24 protein-coding genes, 2 tRNA genes, 2 rRNA genes and 1 pseudogene (2 of these 29 only partly in view) are annotated in these 25,000 nt (G+C 38.7%); 2 read left to right on the top strand and 27 right to left on the bottom strand.

Annotated features, from left to right (window positions below):
• Both TTE_RS00380 and TTE_RS00375 read right to left on the bottom strand, forming a co-directional pair.
• Positions 1 to 60 carry the 5' end (the start) of a Fe-S-containing hydro-lyase gene (locus TTE_RS00380; RefSeq protein WP_011024590.1) on the bottom strand. 492 nt of this gene lie to the left of the window's left edge, so only the first 60 of its 552 coding nucleotides appear in the window; its start codon is at positions 58 to 60; the stop codon falls past the left edge of the window.
• 19 nt (positions 61 to 79) lie between these two features.
• The gene (locus TTE_RS00375) at positions 80 to 922 is read right to left on the bottom strand and encodes a fumarate hydratase (protein WP_011024589.1); all 843 of its coding nucleotides are present in this window, start codon (positions 920 to 922) and stop codon (positions 80 to 82) included.
• A gap of 158 nt (positions 923 to 1,080) precedes the next feature.
• Between TTE_RS00375 and TTE_RS00370 the strand changes: the two genes are divergently transcribed.
• A complete protein-coding gene (locus TTE_RS00370; RefSeq protein WP_011024587.1) occupies positions 1,081 to 1,986 on the top strand; it encodes an ATP-binding protein in 906 nt (301 codons plus the stop codon).
• Between the two features lie 56 nt (positions 1,987 to 2,042).
• Here TTE_RS00370 and TTE_RS00365 read toward each other — a convergent pair whose 3' ends face one another.
• The 20 genes and pseudogenes from TTE_RS00365 to TTE_RS00280 all read right to left on the bottom strand — a co-directional run bounded on the left by TTE_RS00365 (position 2,043) and on the right by TTE_RS00280 (position 21,840).
• Complete coding sequence (locus tag TTE_RS00365) at positions 2,043 to 2,264, bottom strand: hypothetical protein (protein WP_011024586.1); 222 nt, start codon at positions 2,262 to 2,264, stop codon at positions 2,043 to 2,045.
• A gap of 150 nt (positions 2,265 to 2,414) precedes the next feature.
• On the bottom strand, positions 2,415 to 3,851 hold the full coding sequence (locus tag TTE_RS00360) for an IS200/IS605 family accessory protein TnpB-related protein (protein ID WP_011024585.1): 1,437 nt from the start codon (positions 3,849 to 3,851) through the stop codon (positions 2,415 to 2,417).
• 2 nt (positions 3,852 to 3,853) lie between these two features.
• Positions 3,854 to 3,937 (bottom strand): annotated as a pseudogene (locus tag TTE_RS14540) (IS607 family transposase); the annotation flags it as partial.
• Positions 3,938 to 4,098: 161 nt separating this feature from the next.
• Positions 4,099 to 4,674: a TetR/AcrR family transcriptional regulator gene (locus TTE_RS00355; RefSeq protein WP_011024584.1), complete on the bottom strand. Its 576-nt coding sequence runs from the start codon at positions 4,672 to 4,674 to the stop codon at positions 4,099 to 4,101.
• A 15-nt stretch (positions 4,675 to 4,689) separates the two neighbouring features.
• The gene (locus TTE_RS00350) at positions 4,690 to 5,457 is read right to left on the bottom strand and encodes an SDR family oxidoreductase (protein ID WP_011024583.1); all 768 of its coding nucleotides are present in this window, start codon (positions 5,455 to 5,457) and stop codon (positions 4,690 to 4,692) included.
• An 88-nt stretch (positions 5,458 to 5,545) separates the two neighbouring features.
• Positions 5,546 to 6,544 carry a D-alanine--D-alanine ligase family protein gene (locus TTE_RS00345; protein ID WP_011024582.1) on the bottom strand — a complete coding sequence of 333 codons (999 nt, stop codon included), beginning with the start codon at positions 6,542 to 6,544 and terminating at the stop codon, positions 5,546 to 5,548.
• A gap of 57 nt (positions 6,545 to 6,601) precedes the next feature.
• A complete protein-coding gene (locus tag TTE_RS00340; protein ID WP_011024581.1) occupies positions 6,602 to 7,651 on the bottom strand; it encodes a glycosyl transferase in 1,050 nt (349 codons plus the stop codon).
• A 14-nt stretch (positions 7,652 to 7,665) separates the two neighbouring features.
• The gene (locus TTE_RS00335; RefSeq protein ID WP_011024580.1) at positions 7,666 to 8,838 is read right to left on the bottom strand and encodes a glycosyltransferase family 4 protein; all 1,173 of its coding nucleotides are present in this window, start codon (positions 8,836 to 8,838) and stop codon (positions 7,666 to 7,668) included.
• 24 nt (positions 8,839 to 8,862) lie between these two features.
• Positions 8,863 to 9,912, bottom strand: coding sequence for a sugar phosphate nucleotidyltransferase (locus TTE_RS00330; RefSeq protein ID WP_011024579.1), 1,050 nt, complete (start codon positions 9,910 to 9,912; stop codon positions 8,863 to 8,865).
• A gap of 214 nt (positions 9,913 to 10,126) precedes the next feature.
• Positions 10,127 to 10,990: a formate/nitrite transporter family protein gene (locus TTE_RS00325; RefSeq protein ID WP_011024578.1), complete on the bottom strand. Its 864-nt coding sequence runs from the start codon at positions 10,988 to 10,990 to the stop codon at positions 10,127 to 10,129.
• A 97-nt stretch (positions 10,991 to 11,087) separates the two neighbouring features.
• Positions 11,088 to 12,008, bottom strand: coding sequence for a glycoside hydrolase family 130 protein (locus tag TTE_RS00320; RefSeq protein WP_009610538.1), 921 nt, complete (start codon positions 12,006 to 12,008; stop codon positions 11,088 to 11,090).
• Between the two features lie 15 nt (positions 12,009 to 12,023).
• Entirely contained in the window at positions 12,024 to 12,932 is a 909-nt protein-coding gene (locus TTE_RS00315) for a glycoside hydrolase family 130 protein (protein ID WP_009610545.1), read from the bottom strand.
• 3 nt (positions 12,933 to 12,935) lie between these two features.
• Positions 12,936 to 14,819 carry a beta-galactosidase trimerization domain-containing protein gene (locus tag TTE_RS00310; RefSeq protein WP_041587252.1) on the bottom strand — a complete coding sequence of 628 codons (1,884 nt, stop codon included), beginning with the start codon at positions 14,817 to 14,819 and terminating at the stop codon, positions 12,936 to 12,938.
• A 43-nt stretch (positions 14,820 to 14,862) separates the two neighbouring features.
• Positions 14,863 to 15,036, bottom strand: a complete 174-nt coding sequence (locus TTE_RS13875) for a hypothetical protein (RefSeq protein WP_011024576.1) — start codon at positions 15,034 to 15,036, stop codon at positions 14,863 to 14,865.
• Between the two features lie 12 nt (positions 15,037 to 15,048).
• Entirely contained in the window at positions 15,049 to 16,029 is a 981-nt protein-coding gene (locus tag TTE_RS00305; protein ID WP_011024575.1) for an ABC transporter ATP-binding protein, read from the bottom strand.
• Entirely contained in the window at positions 16,026 to 17,006 is a 981-nt protein-coding gene (locus tag TTE_RS00300; protein WP_009610546.1) for an ABC transporter ATP-binding protein, read from the bottom strand. The genes TTE_RS00305 and TTE_RS00300 overlap by 4 nt, the downstream gene beginning before the upstream one ends.
• Positions 17,007 to 17,888, bottom strand: coding sequence for an ABC transporter permease (locus tag TTE_RS00295; protein ID WP_011024574.1), 882 nt, complete (start codon positions 17,886 to 17,888; stop codon positions 17,007 to 17,009).
• Positions 17,885 to 18,871: an ABC transporter permease gene (locus TTE_RS00290; protein WP_009610540.1), complete on the bottom strand. Its 987-nt coding sequence runs from the start codon at positions 18,869 to 18,871 to the stop codon at positions 17,885 to 17,887. Before TTE_RS00290 ends, TTE_RS00295 begins: the two co-directional genes overlap by 4 nt.
• Before the next feature lie 23 nt (positions 18,872 to 18,894).
• Complete coding sequence (locus TTE_RS00285) at positions 18,895 to 20,745, bottom strand: ABC transporter substrate-binding protein (protein WP_011024573.1); 1,851 nt, start codon at positions 20,743 to 20,745, stop codon at positions 18,895 to 18,897.
• A 36-nt stretch (positions 20,746 to 20,781) separates the two neighbouring features.
• Positions 20,782 to 21,840, bottom strand: coding sequence for a LacI family DNA-binding transcriptional regulator (locus TTE_RS00280; protein ID WP_009610543.1), 1,059 nt, complete (start codon positions 21,838 to 21,840; stop codon positions 20,782 to 20,784).
• Positions 21,841 to 22,049: 209 nt separating this feature from the next.
• Here TTE_RS00280 and TTE_RS00275 point away from each other — a divergent pair, with 209 nt between their 5' ends.
• Positions 22,050 to 22,772 carry a pseudouridine synthase gene (locus TTE_RS00275; RefSeq protein ID WP_009610537.1) on the top strand — a complete coding sequence of 241 codons (723 nt, stop codon included), beginning with the start codon at positions 22,050 to 22,052 and terminating at the stop codon, positions 22,770 to 22,772.
• Here the strand turns inward: TTE_RS00275 and ymfI are convergent.
• The 5 genes from ymfI to TTE_RS00250 form a co-directional block, all read right to left on the bottom strand.
• Positions 22,765 to 23,502, bottom strand: a complete 738-nt coding sequence (ymfI, locus tag TTE_RS00270; RefSeq protein ID WP_011024572.1) for an elongation factor P 5-aminopentanone reductase — start codon at positions 23,500 to 23,502, stop codon at positions 22,765 to 22,767. The two genes, TTE_RS00275 and ymfI, sit on opposite strands and share 8 nt — an antisense overlap.
• A 142-nt stretch (positions 23,503 to 23,644) precedes the next feature.
• A tRNA-Gly gene (locus TTE_RS00265) sits at positions 23,645 to 23,719 on the bottom strand.
• A gap of 125 nt (positions 23,720 to 23,844) precedes the next feature.
• Positions 23,845 to 23,919 (bottom strand) — tRNA-Asn (locus TTE_RS00260).
• Positions 23,920 to 23,926: 7 nt separating this feature from the next.
• A 5S ribosomal RNA gene (gene rrf, locus TTE_RS00255) occupies positions 23,927 to 24,035 on the bottom strand.
• A 32-nt stretch (positions 24,036 to 24,067) separates the two neighbouring features.
• Positions 24,068 to 25,000, bottom strand: a 23S ribosomal RNA gene (locus TTE_RS00250) (it continues 2,034 nt past the right edge of the window).

The following is a 25,000-nucleotide window of genomic DNA, read 5'->3' as shown; positions in this document are numbered from 1 at the left end:
CCCTGCTTTCAATTGTACTGTTACTTCATCTAGTAAAGGTGTATTTAATTTTCTGTACATGTTTTCCCTCCAAACATAATTATAATACAAAAGTAGCGTGTCTCGTAGCATGGCATCCCAAATTTACTGCAACAGGCAAAGAAGCAATGTGGGTAGGATATACTTCTATGTGGACATCTAGGGCAGTAGTAGTCCCTCCAAGGCCCATCGGCCCAATGCCTAAAGAGTTTATCTCATTTAAAAGCTCTTCTTCCAACCTAGCAATTAAAATATCCTGATGCCTTTCGCCGACTTTCCTCAACAGTGCTTTTTTCGCTAGATAGGCTGCATATTCAAAATCTCCTCCAAGACCAACCCCCACAATCAGAGGAGGACAAGCGTTAGGACCGGATTTTTCCACAGTCTCTATTACAAATCTTTTTACCCCTTCTAAATCATCTGAAGGCTTTAACATCTTCAAAGCACTCATATTTTCGCTGCCAGCTCCTTTTGGCATTACAGTTATAATGAGTCTATCTCCTCTACACACACGATAATGTATTATAGCAGGAGTGTTGTCATCTGTGTTAATTCTTTCTATAGGGCTTTTCACAACAGACTTTCTCAAATATCCCTCTTTATAACCCAATCTCACTCCTTCATTTATAGCCTCTTCCAAATCTCCATCTACAACGCGTACTTCTTGTCCTATCTCTACAAAAACCACGGCCATTCCTGTATCCTGACATATAGCCATTTTCTCTTGCATAGCTATTTCAGCATTTAAAATTATATCTTCAAGAATTTTTTGGCCTAAAGGACTTTTTTCCTCCTTCTTCCGGATTTTGAGCCCTTTTAATATATCATCCGGTAAATTATAATTCGCTTCAATACACAGCTTTTTGACAACTTCCACAATTTGACTAGCTTTTATCTCCCTCAAAACTTTCACCCCTAAATTACCTTTTATATGATTTATGATACTATTTTTTTGCGCTGTTTTTAATATCAATTTTGCAATTTCTTTGAAAATCTCTTATAATGGTTTATCGCATAGTCCTTTAAAAAATGCTCATAAATAAATGAAAGGAGGTTTTTAAATTGAAGTGCACAGTATGCGGGAAACCCGCCATCGTCAAATTCCCAGCCCATAACTCTGCTTTCTGCGAAGAGCACTTGGACGCATTCTTTTTAAGACAGGTTTCAAAAACAATTGAAAAGTATAAAATGCTCCCTCCAAAAGGAAGAGTAGTGGTAGCAATTTCTGGCGGGAAAGATTCTCTAGTGACTGCCTATGTCCTAAAAAGGCTGGGGTACGAAGTCCTCGGCTTTTTCGTAGACCTTGGAATTACTCAAAACGACTTCTCTCCTCGATCCAGAGAAGTTGTGGAAAACTTCTGCAAAGAACACGATATCCCTCTTGAAATAGTAGACTTAAAGGAAAGATATGGTAAGGACATCCCAGAAGTAGCAAAGAGGCAGGACAGGATATGCGCTATATGCGGAGTAACAAAAAGGCACTTGATGAACGAATACGCTTTATCCGTAAACGCTGATGCTTTAGCAACTGGCCATACTTTGGACGATATGGCAAAACTTTTATTAGCAAACCTCATGAGATGGGACTTACACCACTTAGCCAAAGGTGTCCCAACTCTGCCAGCAGAACCTGGTTTTGCTAAAAAAATAAAACCCCTTGCATTCCAGTCCGAAGATGAAATAATAGCTTTCGCCAAACTTCACAACATAAAGCCTGTAGAAGCAAAGTGCCCTTACGGAAGAGAAGCAAAATACAATAGATACCAAGAAGCTTTGGACATGCTCGAAGAAAAGTCACCAGGAATTAAAAGGTCTTTTTATAAAAATTACACGAAGTATGCTTATTTATTTGAGGGCACTCAGGCCCGCCCCCCAAAAGTAAACTGTGAAGTATGCGGTTTCCCCTCTGTCTCACCTGTATGCACCTTCTGCCGCACTTGGGTTGTAGACAATGAGAAGAAAAAATAAGAATAAACAAGCGCCGAAAAAGCTCTTGAATATTGCTTTTTCGGCGCTTTTAACTGTCACATCTGCCTTAATTTTTGCACTATCTCTATTTTGTCTACTCGTTCAGCTAGAAGAATTGTAAAAAGCAAAAACAATGCACCAAATCCTGCGATAATGGAGATGTTGTGAAGTATTAGACTTATATTGTCTCCAGATATTGCTTCTCTTAGCCCTGCTACTCCGTAAGTCATCGGCAAGTAAGGATTTATCACATTGAAAAATTTAGGCAAAAGTTCCATTGGGAAAGTTCCTGGTTACCCAAACTGTACAAAAATGTACAGTTTAGATAGCTGGGGTATTTGTAGTCCGCCCTTCAGACTTTCCCAGCCCCAGCAGGCGGTATTTGGGAAAGCCATAGCCCCTGCCCCAAGAAGCAGGAACTCACGCCCTTACGAGTCTCCCCACTTGCCCTGAATTAATAGTTTTTTTAGGGCAGAGAAGTCTCTTGGTACTTTCTCAGGAGAGAGTGGAGTCACCACCGCTACCTTGAGAACTTGCCAGAAATCATAGGTACTAAAACTTGTTCCATCCAGAGGTTCTAGCACCCTTCCTGGCTCACTCTCAAGGCTTTGTAAAAATTTTATTGCTCTGTTTATCTCTTTTAAGTGCCTTTTCTTCAAATACTTGTTTTTGACAGTATTTTTTACGTACTCTTTTAATTCTTCTAATTCTTCTACAGTCAATGCGTGGAGAAATTTTATATAATTATCCGGTATCTTTTCTTCTTTGCCTAATCCTCTTCTTGCTATTACATAGGCTGCTGCTATATCTTTTGTTATCATATACTGCGGTGCATATTTCAACATGCCTATTATTGATGTGTAAGAAGGGTCTACCTCTATTACTTCTATCCCTTCTCTTTTTGCTAGTGTTTTTATTTTTGAAAGAAGTGATTTATAGCTAAAGCTATGTCTTATCCTCCTTGATTTTCTCCCTGAAAAGTCTCCTCTTTTGCCTTTTTCTTTTATTTCTAATCCCTCAATTACAATTGCTTTTCCTTTTTCTTTTGCTATCTTTACTATTTCATGAGCATAGTGCCATCTGAAATATTCTTTTTTGTCTTTACTGCCACTTGCAAGCTCTGGCATTGGTATATTCCCATAGCTTATTAGATTACCTTTTTCATCTACTTCTACCCATGATATGTTTTCTGGATATGCATTTGTATCTATTCCTATGACTCCTTTTTCTTTTGTTATTTTTACTTCTGGATATTCTTCTTCAATAGCAAAATAGGCGTATATACTGCCATTTTTGAGTTTTAATTCTACAGAATAGGGTATGTTTGATTTTGCAATTTCCTGAAGTATCCCTTCTCTATTTTTATTTTTCTTCCATCCCGCCTGTATCTTCGCATATACATATTTTCTTTCCCCTACATTTATCCTTAAGAAAGTACCATTTTCTTTTACTTCTATTCTTGTGTTGAGATTTCCTTTTTTGCTTTTATCTCCTCTTGAATAGAGATTTCCTTTTCTCTTCTCCTGCCACCTAATTTTTAATTTTTCATATGCTTTCCCGTTTATATGGCGCTTTTGAAGTTTTCCAAATAAGTCTCTTCCTCCAAAAATGACTTTCTTTGGATTATTGTCTAATTGTCTAGCAGATTCCAGTGTGCTTCTTGCTTTCATTATTGCATCATCTACATATCTTGAGTTTAAGTCAAATGTTCCCTGAAGGTCTCTTTTTAGTGTTTTTCTATCATAACCTTCTAGAAGCCTTTTGTATGCAAATCTCATGCAGGATGACCATCTTCTCATTAAGTCTAATACTATTTGTTTGTCTTGTTGGTTTAGAAAAATGAGTTTAGCCTGTATTACTATCATGTTTTTTGCCCCTTTGTTGGGGTTATTAATCCTTCCTTTCCCCAGTTTATTAGAGTAATCCTGCTTACATCATACAGCTCTTTAATTTAAGATTCATCATCACCTAATTAAAATTGTATCATTTTTTACTACTAATTCCAACTATTTCTCCCCTCCCCACTTTAAAATTTATACTGACCAGTCAGTACAATAAATATTATATTCGCCGTCCTTTTAAAAGTCAACAAAAAACACCTCTTTCGAGGTGTCAGTGATAAAATTTCAAACCATTTAGGGCAAAATTGAAGACTGTATCAGTTATTTCTTGAGTATCGACAGTTTCTTCTTCTCTTATGACTTTTAGTGCAAGAATCGAAGTTGTCATGCCAAAAAACGCCGCTGCCACTAGTTTTTCATTACAATCCGCCAAAAGTTTTTGTTCCTTTCCCTCTTTAACTACCTTTTCAATAATCTCCAAATAAGTTGAAAGTTTTTCTCTAAATCTTCGCGGAACATCTCCGTGCCCCCATATTTGACTCAAAAGCACTATTATAAAATCGTGATTTTTATAAAGAAAATTGGTCTGAACAAAAACAATCCTTTTGAGTTTTTCAATTGCGCCATTCACCTTGCTTATTTCCTCTATTGCTTGTTGCTTTAACCTCTTTATGCCCTCATCTATCAAAAAATCCAATATATCGTCCTTGCTTTTAAAATGGTAATAAAGAGTTCCCTTGGCAACTCCAGCAGCCTCAGCAATCTCATCCATAGTAGCCTTGTAAAATCCTCTTTTAGAAAAAGTCTCTAAAGCAGCCTTAAATATCCTCTCTTTCGTACTGCTCATTTTCTTTCCTTTCCTCTACAGATAAATCATTTTTACTGTCATGCCGCCGTCGACAATCAAATTTGCACCTGTTATAAAAGAAGCTTCCTCAGAACACAAGAAAAGGCACGCATTTGCCACGTCTTCCGGTTTACCTACTCGCCCTGCCGGATGCTGTAGATGATCTTGTTCAGTCAGCTCCGGCTTTTTAGCTTCTCTCGATTTCTTCCATTCAGATACTTCAATCCAGCCAGGACTTATAGAATTCACTCTTATTTTATCATAAGCTAAACTTATTGCAAGAGAGTGAGTTAAAGCTATAAGCCCTCCTTTTGAGGCAGAATAAGGTTCTGTGTGAGGCTCTGACATAAAGGCTCTTGTGGAGGCTATGTTTATTATAACCCCTCCCCCATTATCCCTCATATGGGGAGCTACATACTTTGCGCACATGTAAGCTCCTTTTAAGTTAACATTTATGACCCTATCCCATTCTTCCATGGGTCTGGTGTAAATCGTACCTCCAGAACCTATCCCTGCATTGTTTATTAAAATATCGATTTTGCCGTAGGTCTCTATAGTCTTATTTACCATATTTTTTACATCTTCCTCTAAAGCCACATCTGTATGTACAAAAAGCGCCTCTCCTCCATTTTTTCTTATGTACTCTTCATTCTCCAGCCCTGCCTCATCGTCAATTTCTGCAATGACTACTTTTGCTCCTTTGCTAGCAAAAGTCTGAGCAATACATCTTCCAATCCCCTGTCCTCCCCCTGTTACTATTACAACTTTATCTTTAAAATTCATAAAATTCCCTCCTTTCTAACTAAAAAAGAAAATAAGGCAAAAACATGCCTTACTCAAAGTGTATATAAACTCCGCACAAAAATCAAGTTCACGCTAAAAGTAATTCTTTATCTTCAAAGCCATACCTTTCAAGGGCGCTCTCTAAGATTTTTCCTATAAACTCTTTCCTAGTCATGCCAGCAGCTTTTGCCATATATCCCATATAGCCGTGGTGTACATGTTTTTCCCCTCTTTCTACTGCGGTAGTGAGTCCAGCATAAGTGTTGAGCTCTAGGAAATAAGGCACATTGTCTTTACCTAAAATCATATCTATTCTCGCATAATCCCTTGCATTCAAAACTTTAAAAATTCTAAGAGCTGTATCCTTTATCCTTTTTTCAATTTCTTCTGGCACTTCCATTGGGCATTTTATTATTTCATTGTCAAACATTTTGTGTTCATAGGTATTTGTCTTGACATTATTATAACCTATCTCTAAAAGGGGCAATACTATCGGATTCCTATAACCTATTATCCCTACGGTTACTTCCCTTCCTTCAATAAACTCTTCAATAAGAGCAGGCTGACCTATCTTTTCAGTTATCTTGCTCACAACCTTTGGAAGCCTAGACTTATCGTACACTATATTTTCCTCATCTATCCCTGCACTCCCTCTTCCCATTATAGGTTTTACAAAAAGCGGAAACCTTAAATGGTCTACAGAAGGAATTTCATTCGCACTGTATGCCACCACATATTTAGGGGTGGGAAGACCGTGAGCAGCTACAATGTCTTTTCTCATCCTTTTATCTGTTGCCGCCAAATCAATACCAGAACCTACATAGGGTATATTAAATAGTTCCAAAAATTCTATTTCCTTCAAGCTAGAGGCATTAAAAATTATGTCTACTTCTTCTTTTTGAATGACCTCGTAAGTTTTGATAGGGTCATCTTTCCATTCTATGAGGACTGCATCGAATCCTGCTTCTTTTAATGCTTCATAGTGATGATAAGCTTCGTCATAGGCATCGTCATAGACTTTATCAGGTGTAAGTCTTCTTTGAAGCTCGACATTTCTGAATCTTCTCCAAAAAACACCTACTTTCATCCCTTTCTCCTCCTTCTACAAAAATTTTGCAAAAGGAAAAGAAAAAGAGAAATAGGTTTATTTAAAGACTTTTGAACTGTGATTTACTACCATGTCAGTCATTATAAGGGAGATTAAACTCTCTGCACCTTCGTTTAAATTTACTCCGTCTTCTGTGATCCCATCATAGCAACCGCCCGTCTCTTCATCTACTAAAGAAATATTTTGTGAATTCTCACCTAAAAACCATCTATAACATTTTTTAGCCTTATTTAAATACTCTTCTTCCCCAAAAACTCTATAAGCTTCTATATACATGAGAGCACTTTCACAGGCTTCTATAGGCTGTTCGTCAAATTCCGCCCTTTTCCCTCCTTTTTTGTACCATCCTTTGCACCCAATCGGTTTGAAATACCCATCTTTAAAAGTCACACTTCCTAAAAAATCCATGGATTCCTTTGCTACTCGGAGTACTTCTTCATCTTTGGTTACAGTATAAGCCTTTAGTAAAGACCAAGGCAAAATTGCATTGCTATAAGTCATCTGGTCTTCAAACCATTTCCAATTCTCTTCTCTATTTTTGTAGTAGCTTTTCAATAAATCCTGTGAAAGGGATTTTACCAAGTCTCTTATCTCTCCTCTGTCAAATTCAAAAGCCTCTGAATTGTAAATAAGAGAAAGTCCTATTAATGAATAAGCCTTCCCCCTCAAAGAATAAAGTTTTTTGACGTTGAAAAGTGCTTTTTCTAAAAGCCTGATAGCGACGTTGTGATAGGATTCATCAGAAAAAGGCACATTTAGAAGATACCCTAAAGCCCAAAGACTTCTTCCAAAGCAGTCTTCAGACCCTTTCTTTTCTGTAAACTCTCTATTGTAATTCATGAAGTTTCTGAAAAATCCTTCCTCGTTTTGGGCGTAAATCAAGAAAGAAAGGTATCTTCTAAGAAGAGAGAGGTACACTTCTTCTCTGTAAACTTGATACAGCATGGTAGCCGCTATAGCTGCTCTAGCGTTATCATCTGTCGTATAACCCTTGGAAGGGTCAGGAATGGAATAGAGGGAGTGCTGAAAAATCCCTGTATCGTCCGTTAGAGTGAAAAGGTGAGCGTATTTAGTCGCAACTCTCATTTAAACCCCCTCCTTTATATGACCACTTCCTCCCTTGATTTTACGTCCAAAACGGACAAAATCATTATCACGTACCTGTAAGCCACGTTATTCCATGTCATAGTACTGCCAAGCTTTTTCATCTCACTCTCCATTCTGGCTCTGGCCTCTGGATGTTCAAATACATACTCAATCTTTTCTGCTAAAGATTTTGCACTTCTGAAATCAGCAAGGAGGCCTCTTCCGTTCCCTAAAATCTCCTCTGCATACATGTATGGAGTGGAAATTATTATTTTACCAAGTCCTGCTGCATAAGCCAGTGTGCCGCTTACTGCCTGTTCTTTGTTGAGGTAAGGAGTCATGTATATATCAGACATTTTGAGATATTCCAATATTTCTCTCTTAGTTAAGTACTTATCTACAAATCTCACGTTGTCTTCTACTCCCAAATCTTTTACCATTTTCTGTAGTTTTTCTCTATATTCTTCCCCGTACAGTCTCTTTATATTGGGATGGGTCTGCCCTAAAATCAGGTAAAGTACATCTTTGTACTTCTTAGCTACCATGCTTATGGCTTCTATTCCGTACTCTATCCCTTTCCCAGGATTTATAAGTCCAAAGGTGCTTATTATCCTTCTCCCTTTAAAACCGTATCTTTCTTTTAAAGTCTCTTTTGGAAGTACAGGAAGGGTTGGAACTCCATGAGGTATAAATGTGATTTTGTGAGAAGGTATTTCATAGATTTTCTCCAGAAGAGGAATTGTATTTTTAGCCATTGTTATTACTCTGGCGCTCTTTTGCCCAAGCTCTTTTAAAATTTTTAATTGCTTTTCATTAGGATTTAAAAGCACTGTATGAACAGTCACCGCAAATGGTATTGAGAGATTGTCCACCAAATCAAGCAGATATTCGCCGCTTTCTCCCCCAAATATCCCGTATTCGTGCTCTATTATGAGAAGGTCTACGTTAGATTCGTTGAGCTTTTCCGCAAGCTTCAAATAGTCCTCCCTTTCAAATTGGTTTATCTCATATATCACATCCTCATCATAGTCGTATCTCTTGTGGTCATTTATGGCTATCACGCCAGCAAAATTTATAAGTTTTATCTTTTTTATTTCATTCACCAAATCCTGAGTAAAAGTCGCTATTCCACATTCCCTTGGAGGATAAGTGCTCAAAAAAGCTATATTTCTCCCCAAGATGCTCACAAGTATCCCCCCTTTTACTTAGTATCAAGGTGTGAGCGTAATATCAGCTAACTTATTAGCAGTAAAAACCGTGTTTTTAATCTCCATATTCACTTCCACTACGCATTCCGAGGTAACCACGCTATTTTCCAATCTTGCAAATCTTCTCACCTTTATGTTGTCCCACAGCACGCTATTGGAAACCTTGCTCTCCTGTCCTATCCTGCAGTTACTGCCTATCACAGTGTAAGGCCCTACAGTAGCATAAGCATCAACTTCTGTATTATCCCCAATATAGGCTGGCCCAATTACACTGGCTGTAGGGTGGATTTTCACATTCTCTCCGAGGATTATCCCTCTCGTGGACAATCCTGCTACAAATCTAGATTTGCCTTTGAGGATGTCTTCATGTACCTTTTTATATTTGTCCACAGTCCCTATGTCCATCCAATAGCCAGTAAACTTATATATAGCCATTTTATAGCCTTTTGAAAGAAGCAAAGGATATGTTTCCCTTTCTACAGATACCTGAGTGTTAGCTGGAATTTCCTTTAAGACCTCCGGCTCAAACACATAAACTCCTGCATTTATATACTTAGAATTTGACTCCCCAGGCTTTGGCTTCTCTTTAAAAGCAGTGATAAAACCCTTGCTGTCAAACTCTATGACCCCGTACTGGGAAGTATCTCTCACTTCTATGGAAGCAATAGTAACCTGTGCTCTCCTTCTCTTGTGATATTTCACCAAGTCTGCATAGTCTATATCGCTCACTATATCGGAGTTGAGAATTAAGAAAGTGTCGTCAAAAAACTTTTCAGCATTTTTTATAGCTCCTCCCGTGCCTAAAGGAGTCTCTTCTGTGACATAATGAATCTTTACCCCTAGTTCTTTGCTCTTGCCTTTGAAGTAGTTTTCAATGTAGTCGGATTTATAATGAGTGCTTATGACCACTTCGTCTACTCCACTTTTTTTAAGATTTAAAATAATGCGCTCCAAAAGCGGCTTTCCCATTATAGGAACCATAGGCTTTGGCAAATCGTCAGTAAGGGGCCTTAACCTGGTTCCCAGTCCCCCCGCTAGAAGAAGCGCCTTCATAAAAACCCCTCCTTTTTTGTAAAAATGGCTTTAGTTGAAGAACAAGACATGAAGGTTGGAAGGGCAAAAGCGATATTAGCACTCTAATGATTGGGCTGCTAATAGATTTGTAGATAAAATTAATCTATAAGATATTATAATTGAGAAAATGTGGAATGTCAAGCCTTCCTAAGTAAAATATTTACAAAATAAGTGGCACTTTATAAAGTACCACTTATTTTCTATATACATACCAGTAGATTGTAGCCACAAAAAATCCCGCTCCTACTATGTTACCTAGAGTTACAGGTATCAAATTATTTACTATAAAATTCTCCCATGTAGCTTTCAGAATAGGTACATTTAAAAGTATTCCTTCTGCACTTTTTGCAAAATTAACATAAAGAGGGTCTTGTCCTGCATATATTCCGAGAGGAATAAAAAACATATTAGCCACTGAATGTTCAAAGCCTATAGCGACAAAACCCATTATAGGCCACCATATGGCAAAAATCTTGCCTATTATATCCTCAGCAGAATAGGCCATCCACACGGCCAAAGCGACCAGCCAATTACACCCTATACCTCTTAAAAATGCCTGCCACCACGATAAGCTCACTTTAGCGTTCGCTATTTTTACTGCATATAAAGCCCATGGGAGTGCTTTTGGTATTTCCCCCATTTTTGCCACTTCCATTATAAGCCCCGTTTTATAAGCCAAAAAATATGCGACAAACACTGAACCTATAAAGTTCCCTATGTAAACAAAAGTCCAGTTTTTTAAAAGGCCTTTCAAGTCTATTTTTCTATCAAAATAAGCCATGGGCTGTGTCATCATATTTCCTGTGACCAGTTCTGCTCCCGCTATTACCACAAGAATAAGCCCCAAAGGAAATACTGCTCCAAATATAAATTTTTGAAGGCTTCCAAAGGAGTCAGGCAAGGCTCCTGCCGCTCTAATTGCTAAAAGCCCTCCTAAAGCTATGTACGCTCCTCCTAAAAACCCCAGCACAAGCAATTTAGAAATAGAAAGCTCTGATTTAGCTTTTCCTAAACTACTCATTCCTTCTGTTATGTCTTTTGGCATTTTAAAACCCATAAAATCCCCCCAGCTTAAATACAGTAAACGATATCACAATTTTGAACAATTTAAAAAGTCTCCGAAGATGCCGGAGACTTTTTGCCTTCAATGAAAATTATAAAGTAAGGAGTGTAATTTGTCTAGTATCAAATTTTATGTCCTCCATATTCAAAACTGCCACTCCAATTACAGTGTCTGCTCCTCCATAGTATACATATATTGTGTCGTCTTTTACTGCATTGCCACAGCTGAAAACTACATTTGGTATATACCCTTCCTTTTCCCAGGGAAGTTCTGGCTCTAAAATTGGCTCTTTTTGCCTTGCTATCACCTTTGTCGGGTCTTCCAAATCTAAAAGTGCTGCACCTAATCTATAAACGTTGTTGTCATCTGCCGCGTGGTATATCAGAAACCATCCTTTTTCCGTCTTTATTGGGGGACCCCCTATTCCTACTCTAGCGCTCTCCCAAGTGCCAGGAATAGGTTTTATTATCGGCTTATGTCCATACCAGTTTTTCAAATCTTCTGAGAAAGCTATCCATATGTCTGGGTATCTCCTATGGAGCATTACGTATTTTCCATTAATTTTTTCAGGGAACAAAGAAGCGTCCTTATTAGGTTCATCCAGTACTACGCCTTTTCTCTCCCAGTCTATCAAGTTTTTAGAAGTAGCAAGGCAAATTCTGTAGTCATCTTTGAATCTATCTCCGAAAGCCGTGTACATCATATAGTAAATGCCGTCAATCTTGACTATTCTCGGGTCTTCCAATCCTCTTAATTCTTGCTCAGTCTCATTTGTCATGATTGGTTTGTCAAGTCTCATAAAATTTATCCCATCTTTGCTCACAGCATATCCCAATCTTGAGATATACCTTCCATACTTGATATGAGGCCCTAAATCTGTAGCTCTGTATATGAGGTGGAAAAGTCCATTGTCATAAATCGCTGCCGTGTTAAAAACTGCAGCTCTTTCCCACTCGTTCTCTGGTTTTGGCACAAGAACAGGCTTATCCGATAATCTCCTTAACTTTATCACTTTTTACACTCCTTTTTAAAATTTTACTTTTTGTTTTTCCACAGCTGCAACGCCTATGCACGTATCAGCTGCACCGTAGTAGACGTAGAATACTCCATCTATCTCCACAGCGCCGCAGCTAAATACCACGTTTGGCACTAATCCTTCTTTTTCCCAAGGTAACTCCGGCTCTAAAATAGGTTCTTCTTGCCTTGCTATAACCTTTGACGGGTCCTTCAAGTCCAAAAGCGCTGCTCCCAGCCTGTACACGTTGTTTTCATCGACTCCGTGGTAGATTAAAAGCCAGCCATCTTCCATCTTGAGTGGGGGTCCCGCTATGCCTATTTTCTTAGAGTCCCACCATCCCTTCCTAGGAGACATTATAATTTTATGGTCATGCCAGTTAACCAAATCTTCTGAATAAGCAATCCAGATGTCAGGCATTCGCCTGTGAAAAAGTACATACTTGCCATTTATTTTTTCGGACAAAAGTGCTGCATCTTTATTAGGTTCATCTAATACTATTCTATGTCCTTCCCAGCTTTTTAGGTCCTCTGACCATACCATGCAGATTCTAAAATCTAACCAGTCCCTACCTCCAAATCCAGTATAGAGCATATAGTATTTTCCTTCTAGCTTTGTGATTCGGGGGTCTTCTACACCCCAAGCCTCCTGAGGAGTTTCCCCCACAAGGATAGGCTTGTCAAATCTCTGAAAATTAATGCCATCTTCACTTACAGCATATCCAATAGAGGACACGAATTTATTTTCTTCCTGCGGTTTTTCGATATTTAACACAAATTTATTGTTAGAGGCTCTGTAAAAAAGGTGCACTTTCCCATCTTCGTATATAGCAGCAGCATTAAAAACCGCAGCCCTTTCCCATTCGTGTTCTTCTATTGGAGAGAGGATAGGCTTATCCCTTAATCTTTCCAATCTGAACATTATTTATACCCCCTTTTTAAGCCAAAATGCAACTACTCCATTGGGTGCTATAGCGAAGTTTTCAGGGTTAATCTCTCTTTTATTCACTAAATCTTCAATTTTCTCATTAAACCTCCCTTTATCTTTTAATTTTACCCCAATCCTCACCTCCTCATTTTCGTGGTTTATAAGCAAAATTAATTTTCTGTTTTCAAAGTTAAATTCTTTTACTTCCACATACGGCGAATCTACCTCCACTTCATAAACAATGCCAGCTAATCTTTTTGCAAGTTGATAAATCTTAAAAGATTCATTGCTCTTATATACATCTGGCATGTAACTTAGATAAAGCTCTATTGGATAGGTCACAAGAATTGCTCTTCCTTTTCCATACTGATTTACTATTATTGAAGGATTGCCTTCTTTATCTTTTGCTATTGTTTCTCCTTTTATCGGCTTTAAAATAAGCCTTTTGTTAGAAGGTAAAGCCTTAAACTCAAGCCTAGCAGGCAAAATTTCTGATTCAATTTCTACATTTTCCTCTCTTGGCACCATGAAATATTCTATTTTTACGCCAAAAACCTCTTCAAAACCTTCAATAGCGATTCCATCGTAAGAAAGGTAGAGAGTCCCACCTTCTTTGACAAACTCCATGACCTTAAGCCATTGGGAGTAAGTCAAATGCCCCTTCCTATAGGCAGATGGCACTATCAAGAGTTTATACTTTTTAAAATCATCCTCCGGTCTTATCAAGTCCACATCAAGTCCTGCTTGTTTTGCCAATATAAAGCTATTGAGTAAAATTCTAAAATTCCTCTCCGGCGTGTAATCTTTCCCCACAAACAAAGCTTCATAGTATTTATCAGGAATTATAATCGCTGCATCGCTTTCCTTAGGTCTTAACTTCTCATATTCTACTTCCCTTAAAAATTCAGAAAATGCCTTCATCTCAAGAGCAGCTTTTTTAGGTCTGCCCTCCACTGTAGTAATGCCAAATTGAGTTTCAAAAGGAGTAGAATTATAAGGTAGTCTTTTTCCTACAGAAAAATCCCCAAAACACCAGGCAATAGCACCGATAGATCCATTTGCCAGAAGACTGTATAGCACTACCCTGTAATAATCCCCTTCTACCTCTTCTCCCATCATCAAGGTTGTAGCTCCAAATTCCTCCATTAAAACATCTTTTTTCCCCATCCCTTTAGTCAATTTCACAGAAAAAGGAGCCATATAAGTGCTTCTTGTAGAGTTGACAGGGTCTAAACAAACATCTGTGTATATGGGATAAAAATGCATACACAGAAAATCATTTCCTTCCGCCATGTCTTCTGGATAGAAATTATTATTTGTAAGAAGGGAAGCTTGGTGAATTCCCAGCGTCACAGGATGTTTTTTGTCATACTTTTTTATCTCATTTGACAAAACATAATTCCAAAGCCACGCATCATGCCTTGAATTTGCTTTTACGTAGTTGTCTGGCTCATTTGACAGGTCCCAAAACAGGATAGCATCTTGATCTTTATATCTTTCGGCAAAAAACCTCACTAGCTTGAGCTGGTATCTTAGCATGTAAGAATCGCTGTATATATTTTTTCCTTCCCGCCACGGAACATCCCAATTCTCTCCGCTCATATGTCCCACAAAAAAAGTGGGAGCAATTCTCATGTCTACTTCATTGCATATTTTTATAAGCTCGTCAAATTTTTGTATGGCTTCTTCAGAAATTACATCCGGCTGAGGTTGAAAATCCTCCCAAAAAAGATTTATCCTCATGACATTAAGCCCCAAGTTTTTGGCTTCTATAAATTCCTTTTTTATCTCCTCATAATTCCACTCTTTCCACATTTCAATCCCGTGATTTCTTGGCCAGTAATTAGCTCCTAGGATAAAGGTTCTTTTGAAGATATCCATCTCATCTCCTCCATTACTTTTTCTGTTCAATTAAAATTTCTCCTCATCTTTTTTTCTTGTACTTATTTGCCATTATCATCAAAACAGTAAGCAATGAAAAAAACACAGAAGCTAATACGAGCAAAAATTCTCCGCCGCTTTTTCTAAAAGCAACCATCCAAAGTACAGATAAGAAAACTACTAATATAGAAATAGAAAAAGCCAACTTTTCATTCACACTTTCTCACCTTTACTTTCCAAAGACATGACAGGCTACTTGATGTCCCTCTTCTATAGTAACCAAAGGCGGAACTTCTTCTTTGCACTTCTCAGTGTAATAGTTGCAGGCGTGAGCAAAAGGACACCCTTTGCTCTCTTTAGTTCTTATAGGCACATCATAAGACCTCAACTGCTCTAATACTCTATTCCTAGCAAGCTCAGGGTCTGCAATAGGACTGGAGTTTATCAAAACTCTTGTATAAGGATGAGCTGGATTTTCCAATATCCTGATTCCTCTTCCTTTTTCCACTATCTTCCCGCCGTAGAGTACAACAATTTCTCCTTTTTCAAAAGTAAAGTACTTTGCAGCTCCTATATCGTGAAGAACTAACACAACTGCTATTCCGTAAAGGTCATTTAAATCTTTAAAAAGTTTTATTATAGCTGCCCTTAATGACATATCAATCATGCTTATAGGTTCATCGGCAATTATAACCTCTGGGTCCGTAGTTAAAGCTCTAGCAATAGCCAATCTCTGTCTGCCTCCACCTGATAAATGGTGAGGATATTTGTTAAAAAAGTATTCTGCTGGCACAAGGCCTATCTTTTCCAGTAAATCTTTTGTCCTTTGATAAAGAGTTTTCCCATTTACTCTCTGGGCATTCGCCAAAGGGTCTGCAATTACCTTGTATATAGTTTTCGCTGGATGCAAAGAAGCATAAGGGTCTTGGTGAACGTATTGAACTTTTCCTCTCAATTCCTTTCTTCTTCTTTTGTCTATTTTGTGTATGTCCTCCCCAAACCACAAAACTTCCCCAGAAGAAGGTTTTTCTAAATCTGCCATTATACGCGCAAGAGTTGTTTTCCCCATTCCGCTTTCTCCTACTATGACAAGCCTATCTCCCTTTGAGATCTCTAAATTTATGTCTTCTAAAACCACTCTGTGTTTCTTTTTAAAAAAGCCTCTGGAAAATACTTTGCTTACATCTTTAATTTCAATTATCTTGCTCATTTTAATGGTCTCCCTTCTTCATACAAATGACATGCCACGTGCGCTTCTCCATCTAACCTTATCCATTTGGGTTTTTCTTTTTTGCATATTTCCATAGCATATTCACATCTTGGATGAAATCTGCACCCAGAAGGTGGATTTAAAAGGCTAGGCGGATCTCCTGGGATTGGCTTTACCTTTGACATATCTGCATTCACAGCCATAATAGAATTTATAAGCCCTCTTGTGTACGGATGCAGGGGATTTTTAAATATCTGAAAAGTAGAGTTGTACTCCACTAAATTTCCGCCGTATATAACTGCGACCTTATCCGCCAGTTCCGCTGCTACAGCAATGTCATGTGTTACAAAAATCAGTGTGATCTTCAACATTTTTTTAAGTTCTTTCAAAAGCTGTATTATATGAGCCTGTGTTAAAACATCTAATGCAGAAGTAGGCTCATCTAAAATTAAAACTACTGGGTCTAATAAAAGCGCCAGAGCGATCAAAACCCTTTGCTTCATACCACCAGAAAGCTGTAAAGGGTAAGAATTTAATACTGCCTCTGGGTTTAATCTGACCATTCTCAATTTTTCAGAAGCTTTCTCTATTAGTTCGCTATGACTCCATCTCACCCCATGAGCTTCTACTGTATCTTTAAAATGTTCTATTACTTTCATTGTCGGGTTTAAAGACTGCTGAGCAGCTTGCGGTACTAATGCAATCTCTTTCCAGCGAATCTTCCTCAATTCCTCTTCTCTCATAGTAAGAAGGTCTTTTCCTTTATATAAAACTCTACCTGATAAAATTCTACCGTTAGGTGGAAGGGTCTTTGTCATAGCTTCAATTATAGTGCTTTTACCAGAAGCACTCTCCCCTACAATAGCAGTTACGGAGTTTTCCAAAATATCTAGCGAAATCCCATCAGCAGCTTTTATAGTCCCTTCTCTTACTAAATAAACTGCTCTTAAGTCCTCAACTCTTATGATTATGCTCAATTATTCATTCCCCCTAAGACGCGGGTTGAATACTTCTTCAACCCCTTGTGATAAGAGTATTCCGCCGTAAATTAGAAGCACTATGTTTAAGATTATGAAAAATATATAGTGAAATCCTTTAGCAGTATACAAGGCTCCTGCTTGATAGAGCGCGTAATTTAACATTATACCCCAGTGGGTTGGGTCAAATTTAGCTAACCCTAGAAACATAAGCCCAACAGAAAATTCCATTGCTCCTTTTATCTGCATTACAAAGTTGATAAAAATGTAGGGAATCAAAAGTTTTGCAATATCACTAAATAATATATATCTTAAAGGCATGTTAAGCATTTTAGAAGCTTCAACAAACTCTTTAGACTTCAAAGAAAGCACTTGAGCAGAGATCTGCTTTGCTAGTGGAGCCCATAGCCAAACAGCCACTAACAAGGCGATTTCCACCACGTTTAAATTGTAATTCATAAATACTGCCGCTAATATGAGAAGCGCAGGAAAAGAAGGTATAACCAAGAAAACCATTATAATAGCATCTATTGCTCTGCCTACAATCCCTTCTAAGTAACCTCTTGCAACCCCTATTACTGTACCTATAAGAACTGCAAAAAAGCTAGCAAGCATTGTAAGAGATATTACAGATCTAGAACCGTGAACAATTTGTTGAAAAATGTCCACCCCGAAATAATCCGTCCCAAAAGGATGCTTTAAAGAAGGCTTCTGATATCTTTCTGCAAAATTAGAAGTCATATCTAAAGGTACAATTAGAGGTCCAACAGTTGCCATCAAAATGAAGAAGGTTAGTATGATAAGTCCAATTAATGATTTTTTATTAACCAAAAGCGGTTGTATATAATCATAATAAAAATTTTTCAAACTCTCTTTTCTCATTTTAACTTCACCCTCGGATCAATTAATGCGTACACAAAATCTGCTACAAAAGTTGCCACTATTACACCTATTACAATTAAACTAAAAAGTCCTGTTAAAAGCCCAAAGTCTCTTACTGCAATTGCCTTTCCAAAGTAAAATCCTATTCCGGGATAATTAAATATTGATTCAACAAGTGTTTGTCCTCCTAACATATACCCTATCCCAATTGCCAGACTTGCCACTAATGGAAGCATTGCATTATTCCTTATATACTTAGAGGCAATCACAGAATCTGCTAATCCTCTCATTTCAGCAAATCTTATAAAATCTTCTTCCATAACCTGTGCAGTGTTACCTCTCATAGACAAAGTCCAAGAAGCCATCTGAGGTATAGCTACAGCTAAAATGGGGCCAACTGCGTGAAGTAAAACCTTCCCGATAAAACTTATCGACAGAGAAGGTTCCATATCCACAGGATAAGCTCCTCCAAGAGGCAAAAGTCTAAATCTTACAGAGAAAACAAATAAGATTAATACTGCTAGTATAAAAGGCGGAATTGCCTGAATTATACTAGCGAGAGTAGAAATAAGAGTATCTATTGTTTTACCCCTTTTTTGAGCAGCAAATGCCCCCAGGTAAATTCCAATACTAAAACTTATAAAAGTCGCCAAAGAAATCACAAATAAAGTCCAAGGCAAAGCCCTCGCTATGATTTCATTTACACTAGTGTTGTAAAAAGTAGAATAACCAAAATTCCCTCTTAAGAGATTGTTCATAAATTTTACATATCTTGTTACTACAGACTCATGAGGGTCTATTCCCATCATCTTATGAGCTATCTCCAGCGCCTGTTCAAACTGCATATTCCTCTGTTGGGCAATATAAACAGCCAGGCCATAAGCGGGGTCGCCTGGCATATTGTTGACTAAAACAAACACCCCGCTTATGGCAATAACAAACACTACAAGTAGATACAATAGTCTATTTACAAAGTAATTCATCTTTTATCCCCGCCTGTTATTTGTTATTTTACTGGGACTAGCTTACCTGTGGTAATGAGAAGGTCGTATACTCTCTCAATTCCTCCTGGCGCCAATGACCAAATTGGGTCTTCTTTTGACGGCCATCCTGTAACTCTGTACCCGTCATTGTAGTAAATAGGCAATACTTTCTCATAAAGAGGTATCACTGGCAAATACTCGTTTGTAATGTATGCGAGCTGTTGTATTATCTCCATAGCTTTATTCTCATCCTGGAGATTCTTCTGCAATTCCAGTACTAAATCATACGGCGAGAGTTCTCCCCAAGGTGTGTTATACTTGTCTTTTGCAGGGAAGCTGGTTATTGCAGACACATCGCCGTCATACAATCTCTGATAACCCGTCAAAGGATGAGGATAACCCCACCATGCAGAACCAAATTCAATAGCCGCGTCATAATCTCCACTTCTCATTACTTGGTCTCTCATCCCTTCAGGAATGAGCTTCATCTCCACTTTAAACCCAAAGCTATTAAGCTCTTGGACTACCTCTCTTGCAGCTAATACCCAGTCATTGTGAGGACCGTATACTGACAGAGTAAACGCTACAGGCTGTCCATTAGGCTGTTGCCATGTATCTCCTACTTTCTTGTATCCAGCATTTTTCAATATTTCCTCTGCAGCAGCTGTATCAGTATTATACTTTGTAAGTTTCTGCAACGTATCTTGGGTTATCCATTTGGATTCCATGCTCTTTAAAATGCCGTCAGCATAGTTCTCATAGCTGTTCGCTTGCCACACAGATACATCTCTTATTTTGTTTCTGTCCAAAATATGAGCAATAGCTTTTCTCAAGTTTAGGTCTTTAAATAAAGGCTTCTTGAAGTTAAACACCAGTGATATATCTGATAGATCCGAAACTGTCAATACGTGCAATTTCGGATTCAATGTAGAAAGTTGTTCTACAACATCTTTAGGCATAGAAGGATGAGCCGCATCAATTTCATTAGAGATTAAAGATGCCCATACAAACTCATTTGAAGACCATTTCTTGAAGATAACCCTATTAATTTTCATCTGAGAAGATGCCCAATGGTATTTGTTTGCTTTCATTTCCATTTCTGATTGCGTAACCTTTACCGGTTCAAAAGAACCTACCACCGGCAATTTCCCCAAAGTCTTAAAAGGCGCAAAATCATTGACTTTCTTCCTAAATTCATCAGATTTCTTTTCATACTCTGTCTTCATATCTTCTGGAACAGGTTTTCCTTCTGTCTGAAGATAGAATATCTTTTTACCCAAGTCAGCCACTTCTTTAGCTTGGTCTACAAAATCTTTGTACACATGCACAGGCGCCAAAGAAGCCATCGCTCCATCTGTCAGAAGGGTATGCACAAAGGATGAAGAACTTGTCTTTGAGAGATTGAATACCACTGTATGGTCATCAGGTGCTTCTACTGATTCTATGTCATAAGGCCACTGCCACATCGCCTGTATGAAATTTACTGTATTTACTACATCCTTGGAAGTAAAAGGTTCCCCATCGCTAAACTTTGCATCTTTCCTCAAATTAACTGTAACTTTGTTTCCTTCCACTTTCCAGCTCTCAGCTAACCTAGGAATGTATTCACCTGTCTGAGGAATGTAATAAGCAAAGGGTTCATATACAAACCACCATGCACCACCTACACCGCCAGGACCAAATGGATTGCCATGGAATGGAAATGGCCAATCTGTAGCAAGTCTTATTTCTCCAGTTTTTACGGTTTCCTGTGGCTTTGTCTCTTGAGTAGCCTCTTGTGACGGTTTGGTCTGTTGACCGCATCCGGCGAAAATCCCAGCTGTAAAGAAAACAATTACAAAAATCGCAATAAATTTTTTAAGCACGCTATTCATTGTTTTTCCCCCTCTTCTTTCCTAATTGAATTTAAATTACAGCAATTCTCTAACAGATTGTCTTTCTACAAATCCCACCTCCATTCTTATGTGGTCATGGAATTCTTTAGGATTGTCCATGCGCCACAAAAGCCTTTTTACAGCTTTTATACCCATAAGCTCTTTGTTTATGTGTATAGTAGTCAAAGGCGGCGTCACAATATTGCACATGTCTATATCATCAAAGCCAACAATAGACACATCTTTAGGAACCTTTATACCCATTATATTTAGGGCATTATACAAAGTTATAGCATTGCTGTCATTACTGCAAACCCAAGCTGTAGGAAATTCCTTTAATTTTTTTAATCTATTTGCAACCTCCTCATAATTTTTACTAAGCACGTGCCTTTCAACATCCTCAGTAACGCAGTAGTCTTCATTTACAGGTAAACCAGCGTCTCTCATGGCTTCCTTAAATCCCAGCCATCTTTCTCTAAAGCTTAAAGAAAAGTCTTTTTCTCCAAAAAAACCAATTTTTTTATGCCCTTTTTCTATTAAGTACTTCGTCCCTCTATAGCTCCCCGGAATATTCTGTGTAAGAACGGCATCAGTGCTAAACATAAAAGAAGCGTGGTCTACTAAAACCGTCGGAATATTGTAGCTTAAAATTTCTGCAAGAAATTCGTCTTTTATAGTCCCCACTACCAAAATCCCCGAAACCTTCCTGTTTTCTATGCAAGATGGAATTTCAAATAAATCTTTTTTCATAAAATTAACTAAAACGTCGTATCCATTAGCCTTTGCTTCATTTTCAATTCCCCATATGACCTTAGTGTAAAAATTAGTATCTTTAAAATTTCTCTCTTCTATTATGAGACATATGTTTTTTAAATGGCTTTTTGATAAAAACGATGGATTTTCCTCAAAATACCCCATCTCTTCTGCAGTTTTTATAACTAACTTCCTTGTCTCTTCGCTCACCCCTACCTTGTCATTCAGAGCTAAAGATACAGCGTTAATTGATAAATTTAATTTCTCTGCTATATCCTTCATTGTGACTCTTTTGCGTCTTGTGGTGGTCAAGCTCAACACCTCTGATAATCGTTTTCTCATATAAAATTATACTCCATTTAAATTTAATTATCAAGTAAAATTTACTTTAATTATTCGACATTTTACTTGAATTTATCCGAAATCATCCATTAATTTGTCACTTATACGTTTAAGCCAGTTTAAATGCTGGAAATTTACTTGAAAAGTAAAGTTAATTAAAGAAAAGAATATGTGGTATAATTAAAAAGCAACCAAAAGGAGGGTTTGTTATGGCAAAAATGAGATTAGACAAATTGCTATCAAATATGGGAATAGGTACAAGAAAAGAAGTGAAAAAGTACATAAAAGACGGTTTAGTAGAGGTAAATGGAGAGATAGTATTAGACCCTTCTAAAACCGTAGATACAGAAAAAGATGAGGTCTTATTCGATGGGGAAAAAGTAGAATACAAAGAATTTATATACGTGATGATGAATAAACCCCAAGGAGTCATCAGTGCAACCCACGACAAATCCGAAGAAACCGTGATAGACCTCCTTCCAGAGGAAATTGCTTTAAGAAAAGTCTTTCCTGTAGGAAGGCTTGATAAAGACACGGAAGGCCTACTTATAATAACAAACGACGGAGAGCTTGCCCACAAACTCCTTTCTCCAAAGAAAAAAGTGGTAAAAAAATACTATGCCGAAGTATTAGGAAAAATAACTGAAAAAGACGCAGAAAAATTTAAAGAAGGAGTAATACTTGAAGATGGATACAGGACAATGCCATCGCAGTTAGAAATAATTGAATCTTCCGATATTTCCAAAGTGTATGTTTACCTCACAGAAGGAAAATACCACCAGGTAAAGAGAATGTTTGAAGCAATAGGAAAGAAAGTATTATACCTTAAAAGGCTTTGTATGGGAAAGCTCCAGTTAGATGAAAATTTAGAGCCTGGAGAATGGAGAGAATTGACAGAAGAAGAAGTAAATTTATTAAAGGAAACTATATAAAGCCCCCGTCTACTGTAATCACTTGACCTGTTATAAAATTCGCCTTATCAGAAAGCAAAAACAAGACTGCGTTTGCCACGTCCTCAGGTTTTCCTATGCTCATTAAAGGTATTTCTTCAATAAGATGCTTTTTGTCCTCTCCATTTAAAATGTTATTCATCCGGGTATCAATAACTCCAGGCGCAATGCAATTTACCCTTATTTTCGAAGGCCCTAATTCCTTTGCTAAAGCCTTAGTAAAAGCTATAACTCCTCCTTTAGAGGCGGAGTAATGCACTTCACAGGAAGCCCCTGAAATTCCCCAGATTGAAGAAATGTTTATTATGCTCCCTTGCTTTTTGGGGAGCATATACCTTAAAACACTTTGAGTACAGTTAAAAAGCCCTTTTAAGTTGACATTCATCATCCTGTCCCAATCTTCTTCTGTTATTTCTACAAAAGGTTTTATCTGTGCAATTCCTGCGTTGTTAATCAAATAATCAATGCGTCCAAATTTTCTGTAAATCTCATCTATCATCTCGTCCACTTGTTTTCTATTACTTATATCCGCCTGGAAAATTTCTGCATAGCTGAAATTTTCTCTTATGTAATCCCTAAGCTCCACTGCTTTTTCGTAACTGCTATTGTAGTGTATAGCAACAGAAGCCCCTTCTTTTGCTAATTCAATACATATGCGTCTTCCTATATCTCCAGCACCACCGGTTACAATGGCCACTTTTCCCGTAAGCATTTTTTCACCTTCATTTGAAAATTATTGTGTAGAGGCAGTACAAATAAATTTTTATAAAAAAATAAAATTATGTCAAGATATAAAGTAAGCACCAAAAAAGGGTTCGGGCATCTTATGAAATGCCTCGAACCCTTCATTTTCTTGGAGCGGATGACGGGATTTGAACCCGCGGCCCTCAGCTTGGGAAGCTGATGCTCTACCGCTGAGCTACATCCGCACACTTTAATTTTACATTACATAACTACATCGTGTCAACTATTAATGTCATTTCTCTATTAATATAAATACGACAAATCTAACTAAATTCCTTTTTCTAAATCAAAAATTTTTATCTAAAATAGTTGGCTCCTCAGGTAGGATTCGAACCTACAACCTACCGGTTAACAGCCGGTTGCTCTACCCTTGAGCTACTGAGGAGCATTTATTCCGGCAGCGACCTACTCTCCCGCTTATGCAGTACCATCGGCGCTGGAGGGCTTAACTTCCGTGTTCGGAATGGGAACGGGTGTTTCCCCTCCGCTATCGCCACCGGATACTTAGACCTTCAAAACTACACAAAGCCTTCAGGGTCAAGTCCTCGGCTTATTAGTACCGGTCAGCTAAAAGCGTTTCCGCTCTTACACCCCCGGCCTATCTACCTCGTCTTCTACAAGGTGCCTTACCCCTTTCGGGTGGGAGACCTTATCTTGGGGTGGGCTTCACGCTTAGATGCTTTCAGCGTTTATCCCTTCCAAGCTTGGCTACCCAGCTGTGCACCTGGCGGTGCAACTGGTACACCATCGGCTCGTCCATCCCGGTCCTCTCGTACTAGGGATGGCTCCCCTCAAGTCTCCTGCGCCCGCGACGGATAGGGACCGAACTGTCTCACGACGTTCTGAACCCAGCTCACGTACCGCTTTAATGGGCGAACAGCCCAACCCTTGGGACCTACTTCAGCCCCAGGATGCGATGAGCCGACATCGAGGTGCCAAACCTCCCCGTCGATGTGGACTCTTGGGGGAGATCAGCCTGTTATCCCCGGGGTAGCTTTTATCCGTTGAGCGACGGCGTTCCCACTCACTGCCGCCGGATCACTAAGCCCGACTTTCGTCCCTGCTCGAGATGTCTCTCTCACAGTCAAGCCCCCTTCTGCCTTTGCACTCTTCGCGCGATTCCCGTCCGCGCTGAGGGGACCTTTGGGCGCCTCCGTTACCTTTTAGGAGGCGACCGCCCCAGTCAAACTGCCCACCTGCCATTGTCCCTTAGCCGGTTCACGGCTTAAGGTTAGAACCCCACTAGTCTCAGGGTGGTATCCCAACGCCGACTCCAGTGACGCTGGCGCGCCACCTTCTCAGTCTCCCACCTATCCTGTACAGAGACTACCAGTGTCCAGTGACAGGCTACAGTAAAGCTCCACGGGGTCTTTCCGTCCAATCGCGGGTAGCTCGCATCTTCACGAGCACTACAACTTCGCCGGGCCCCTCCTCGAGACAGCGCCCAAGTCGTTACGCCTTTCGTG

Origin of the sequence: Caldanaerobacter subterraneus subsp. tengcongensis MB4, assembly GCF_000007085.1 — a bacterium.
Lineage (GTDB): Bacteria > Bacillota > Thermoanaerobacteria > Thermoanaerobacterales > Thermoanaerobacteraceae > Thermoanaerobacter > Thermoanaerobacter subterraneus.
The sequence above is the reverse complement of the archived record's forward strand: the minus strand, read 5'-3'. Positions and strand labels throughout refer to the sequence as shown.

What these genes read in the sequence shown, in the direction of transcription:
- TTE_RS00365 (WP_011024586.1), bottom strand. Translation starts at nt 2,264, where the DNA reads ATGGAACTTTTGCCTAAATTTTTCAATGTGATAAATCCTTACTTGCCG.
- TTE_RS00360 (WP_011024585.1), bottom strand. Translation starts at nt 3,851, where the DNA reads ATGATAGTAATACAGGCTAAACTCATTTTTCTAAACCAACAAGACAAA.
- TTE_RS00355 (WP_011024584.1), bottom strand. Translation starts at nt 4,674, where the DNA reads ATGAGCAGTACGAAAGAGAGGATATTTAAGGCTGCTTTAGAGACTTTT.
- TTE_RS00350 (WP_011024583.1), bottom strand. Translation starts at nt 5,457, where the DNA reads ATGAATTTTAAAGATAAAGTTGTAATAGTAACAGGGGGAGGACAGGGG.
- TTE_RS00345 (WP_011024582.1), bottom strand. Translation starts at nt 6,544, where the DNA reads ATGAAAGTAGGTGTTTTTTGGAGAAGATTCAGAAATGTCGAGCTTCAA.
- TTE_RS00340 (WP_011024581.1), bottom strand. Translation starts at nt 7,651, where the DNA reads ATGAGAGTTGCGACTAAATACGCTCACCTTTTCACTCTAACGGACGAT.
- TTE_RS00330 (WP_011024579.1), bottom strand. Translation starts at nt 9,912, where the DNA reads ATGAAGGCGCTTCTTCTAGCGGGGGGACTGGGAACCAGGTTAAGGCCC.
- TTE_RS00325 (WP_011024578.1), bottom strand. Translation starts at nt 10,990, where the DNA reads ATGGGTTTTAAAATGCCAAAAGACATAACAGAAGGAATGAGTAGTTTA.
- TTE_RS00315 (WP_009610545.1), bottom strand. Translation starts at nt 12,932, where the DNA reads ATGTTCAGATTGGAAAGATTAAGGGATAAGCCTATCCTCTCTCCAATA.
- TTE_RS00310 (WP_041587252.1), bottom strand. Translation starts at nt 14,819, where the DNA reads ATGGATATCTTCAAAAGAACCTTTATCCTAGGAGCTAATTACTGGCCA.
- TTE_RS00305 (WP_011024575.1), bottom strand. Translation starts at nt 16,029, where the DNA reads ATGAGCAAGATAATTGAAATTAAAGATGTAAGCAAAGTATTTTCCAGA.
- TTE_RS00295 (WP_011024574.1), bottom strand. Translation starts at nt 17,888, where the DNA reads ATGAGAAAAGAGAGTTTGAAAAATTTTTATTATGATTATATACAACCG.
- TTE_RS00290 (WP_009610540.1), bottom strand. Translation starts at nt 18,871, where the DNA reads ATGAATTACTTTGTAAATAGACTATTGTATCTACTTGTAGTGTTTGTT.
- TTE_RS00285 (WP_011024573.1), bottom strand. Translation starts at nt 20,745, where the DNA reads ATGAATAGCGTGCTTAAAAAATTTATTGCGATTTTTGTAATTGTTTTC.
- TTE_RS00280 (WP_009610543.1), bottom strand. Translation starts at nt 21,840, where the DNA reads ATGAGAAAACGATTATCAGAGGTGTTGAGCTTGACCACCACAAGACGC.
- TTE_RS00275 (WP_009610537.1), top strand. Translation starts at nt 22,050, where the DNA reads ATGGCAAAAATGAGATTAGACAAATTGCTATCAAATATGGGAATAGGT.
- ymfI (WP_011024572.1), bottom strand. Translation starts at nt 23,502, where the DNA reads ATGCTTACGGGAAAAGTGGCCATTGTAACCGGTGGTGCTGGAGATATA.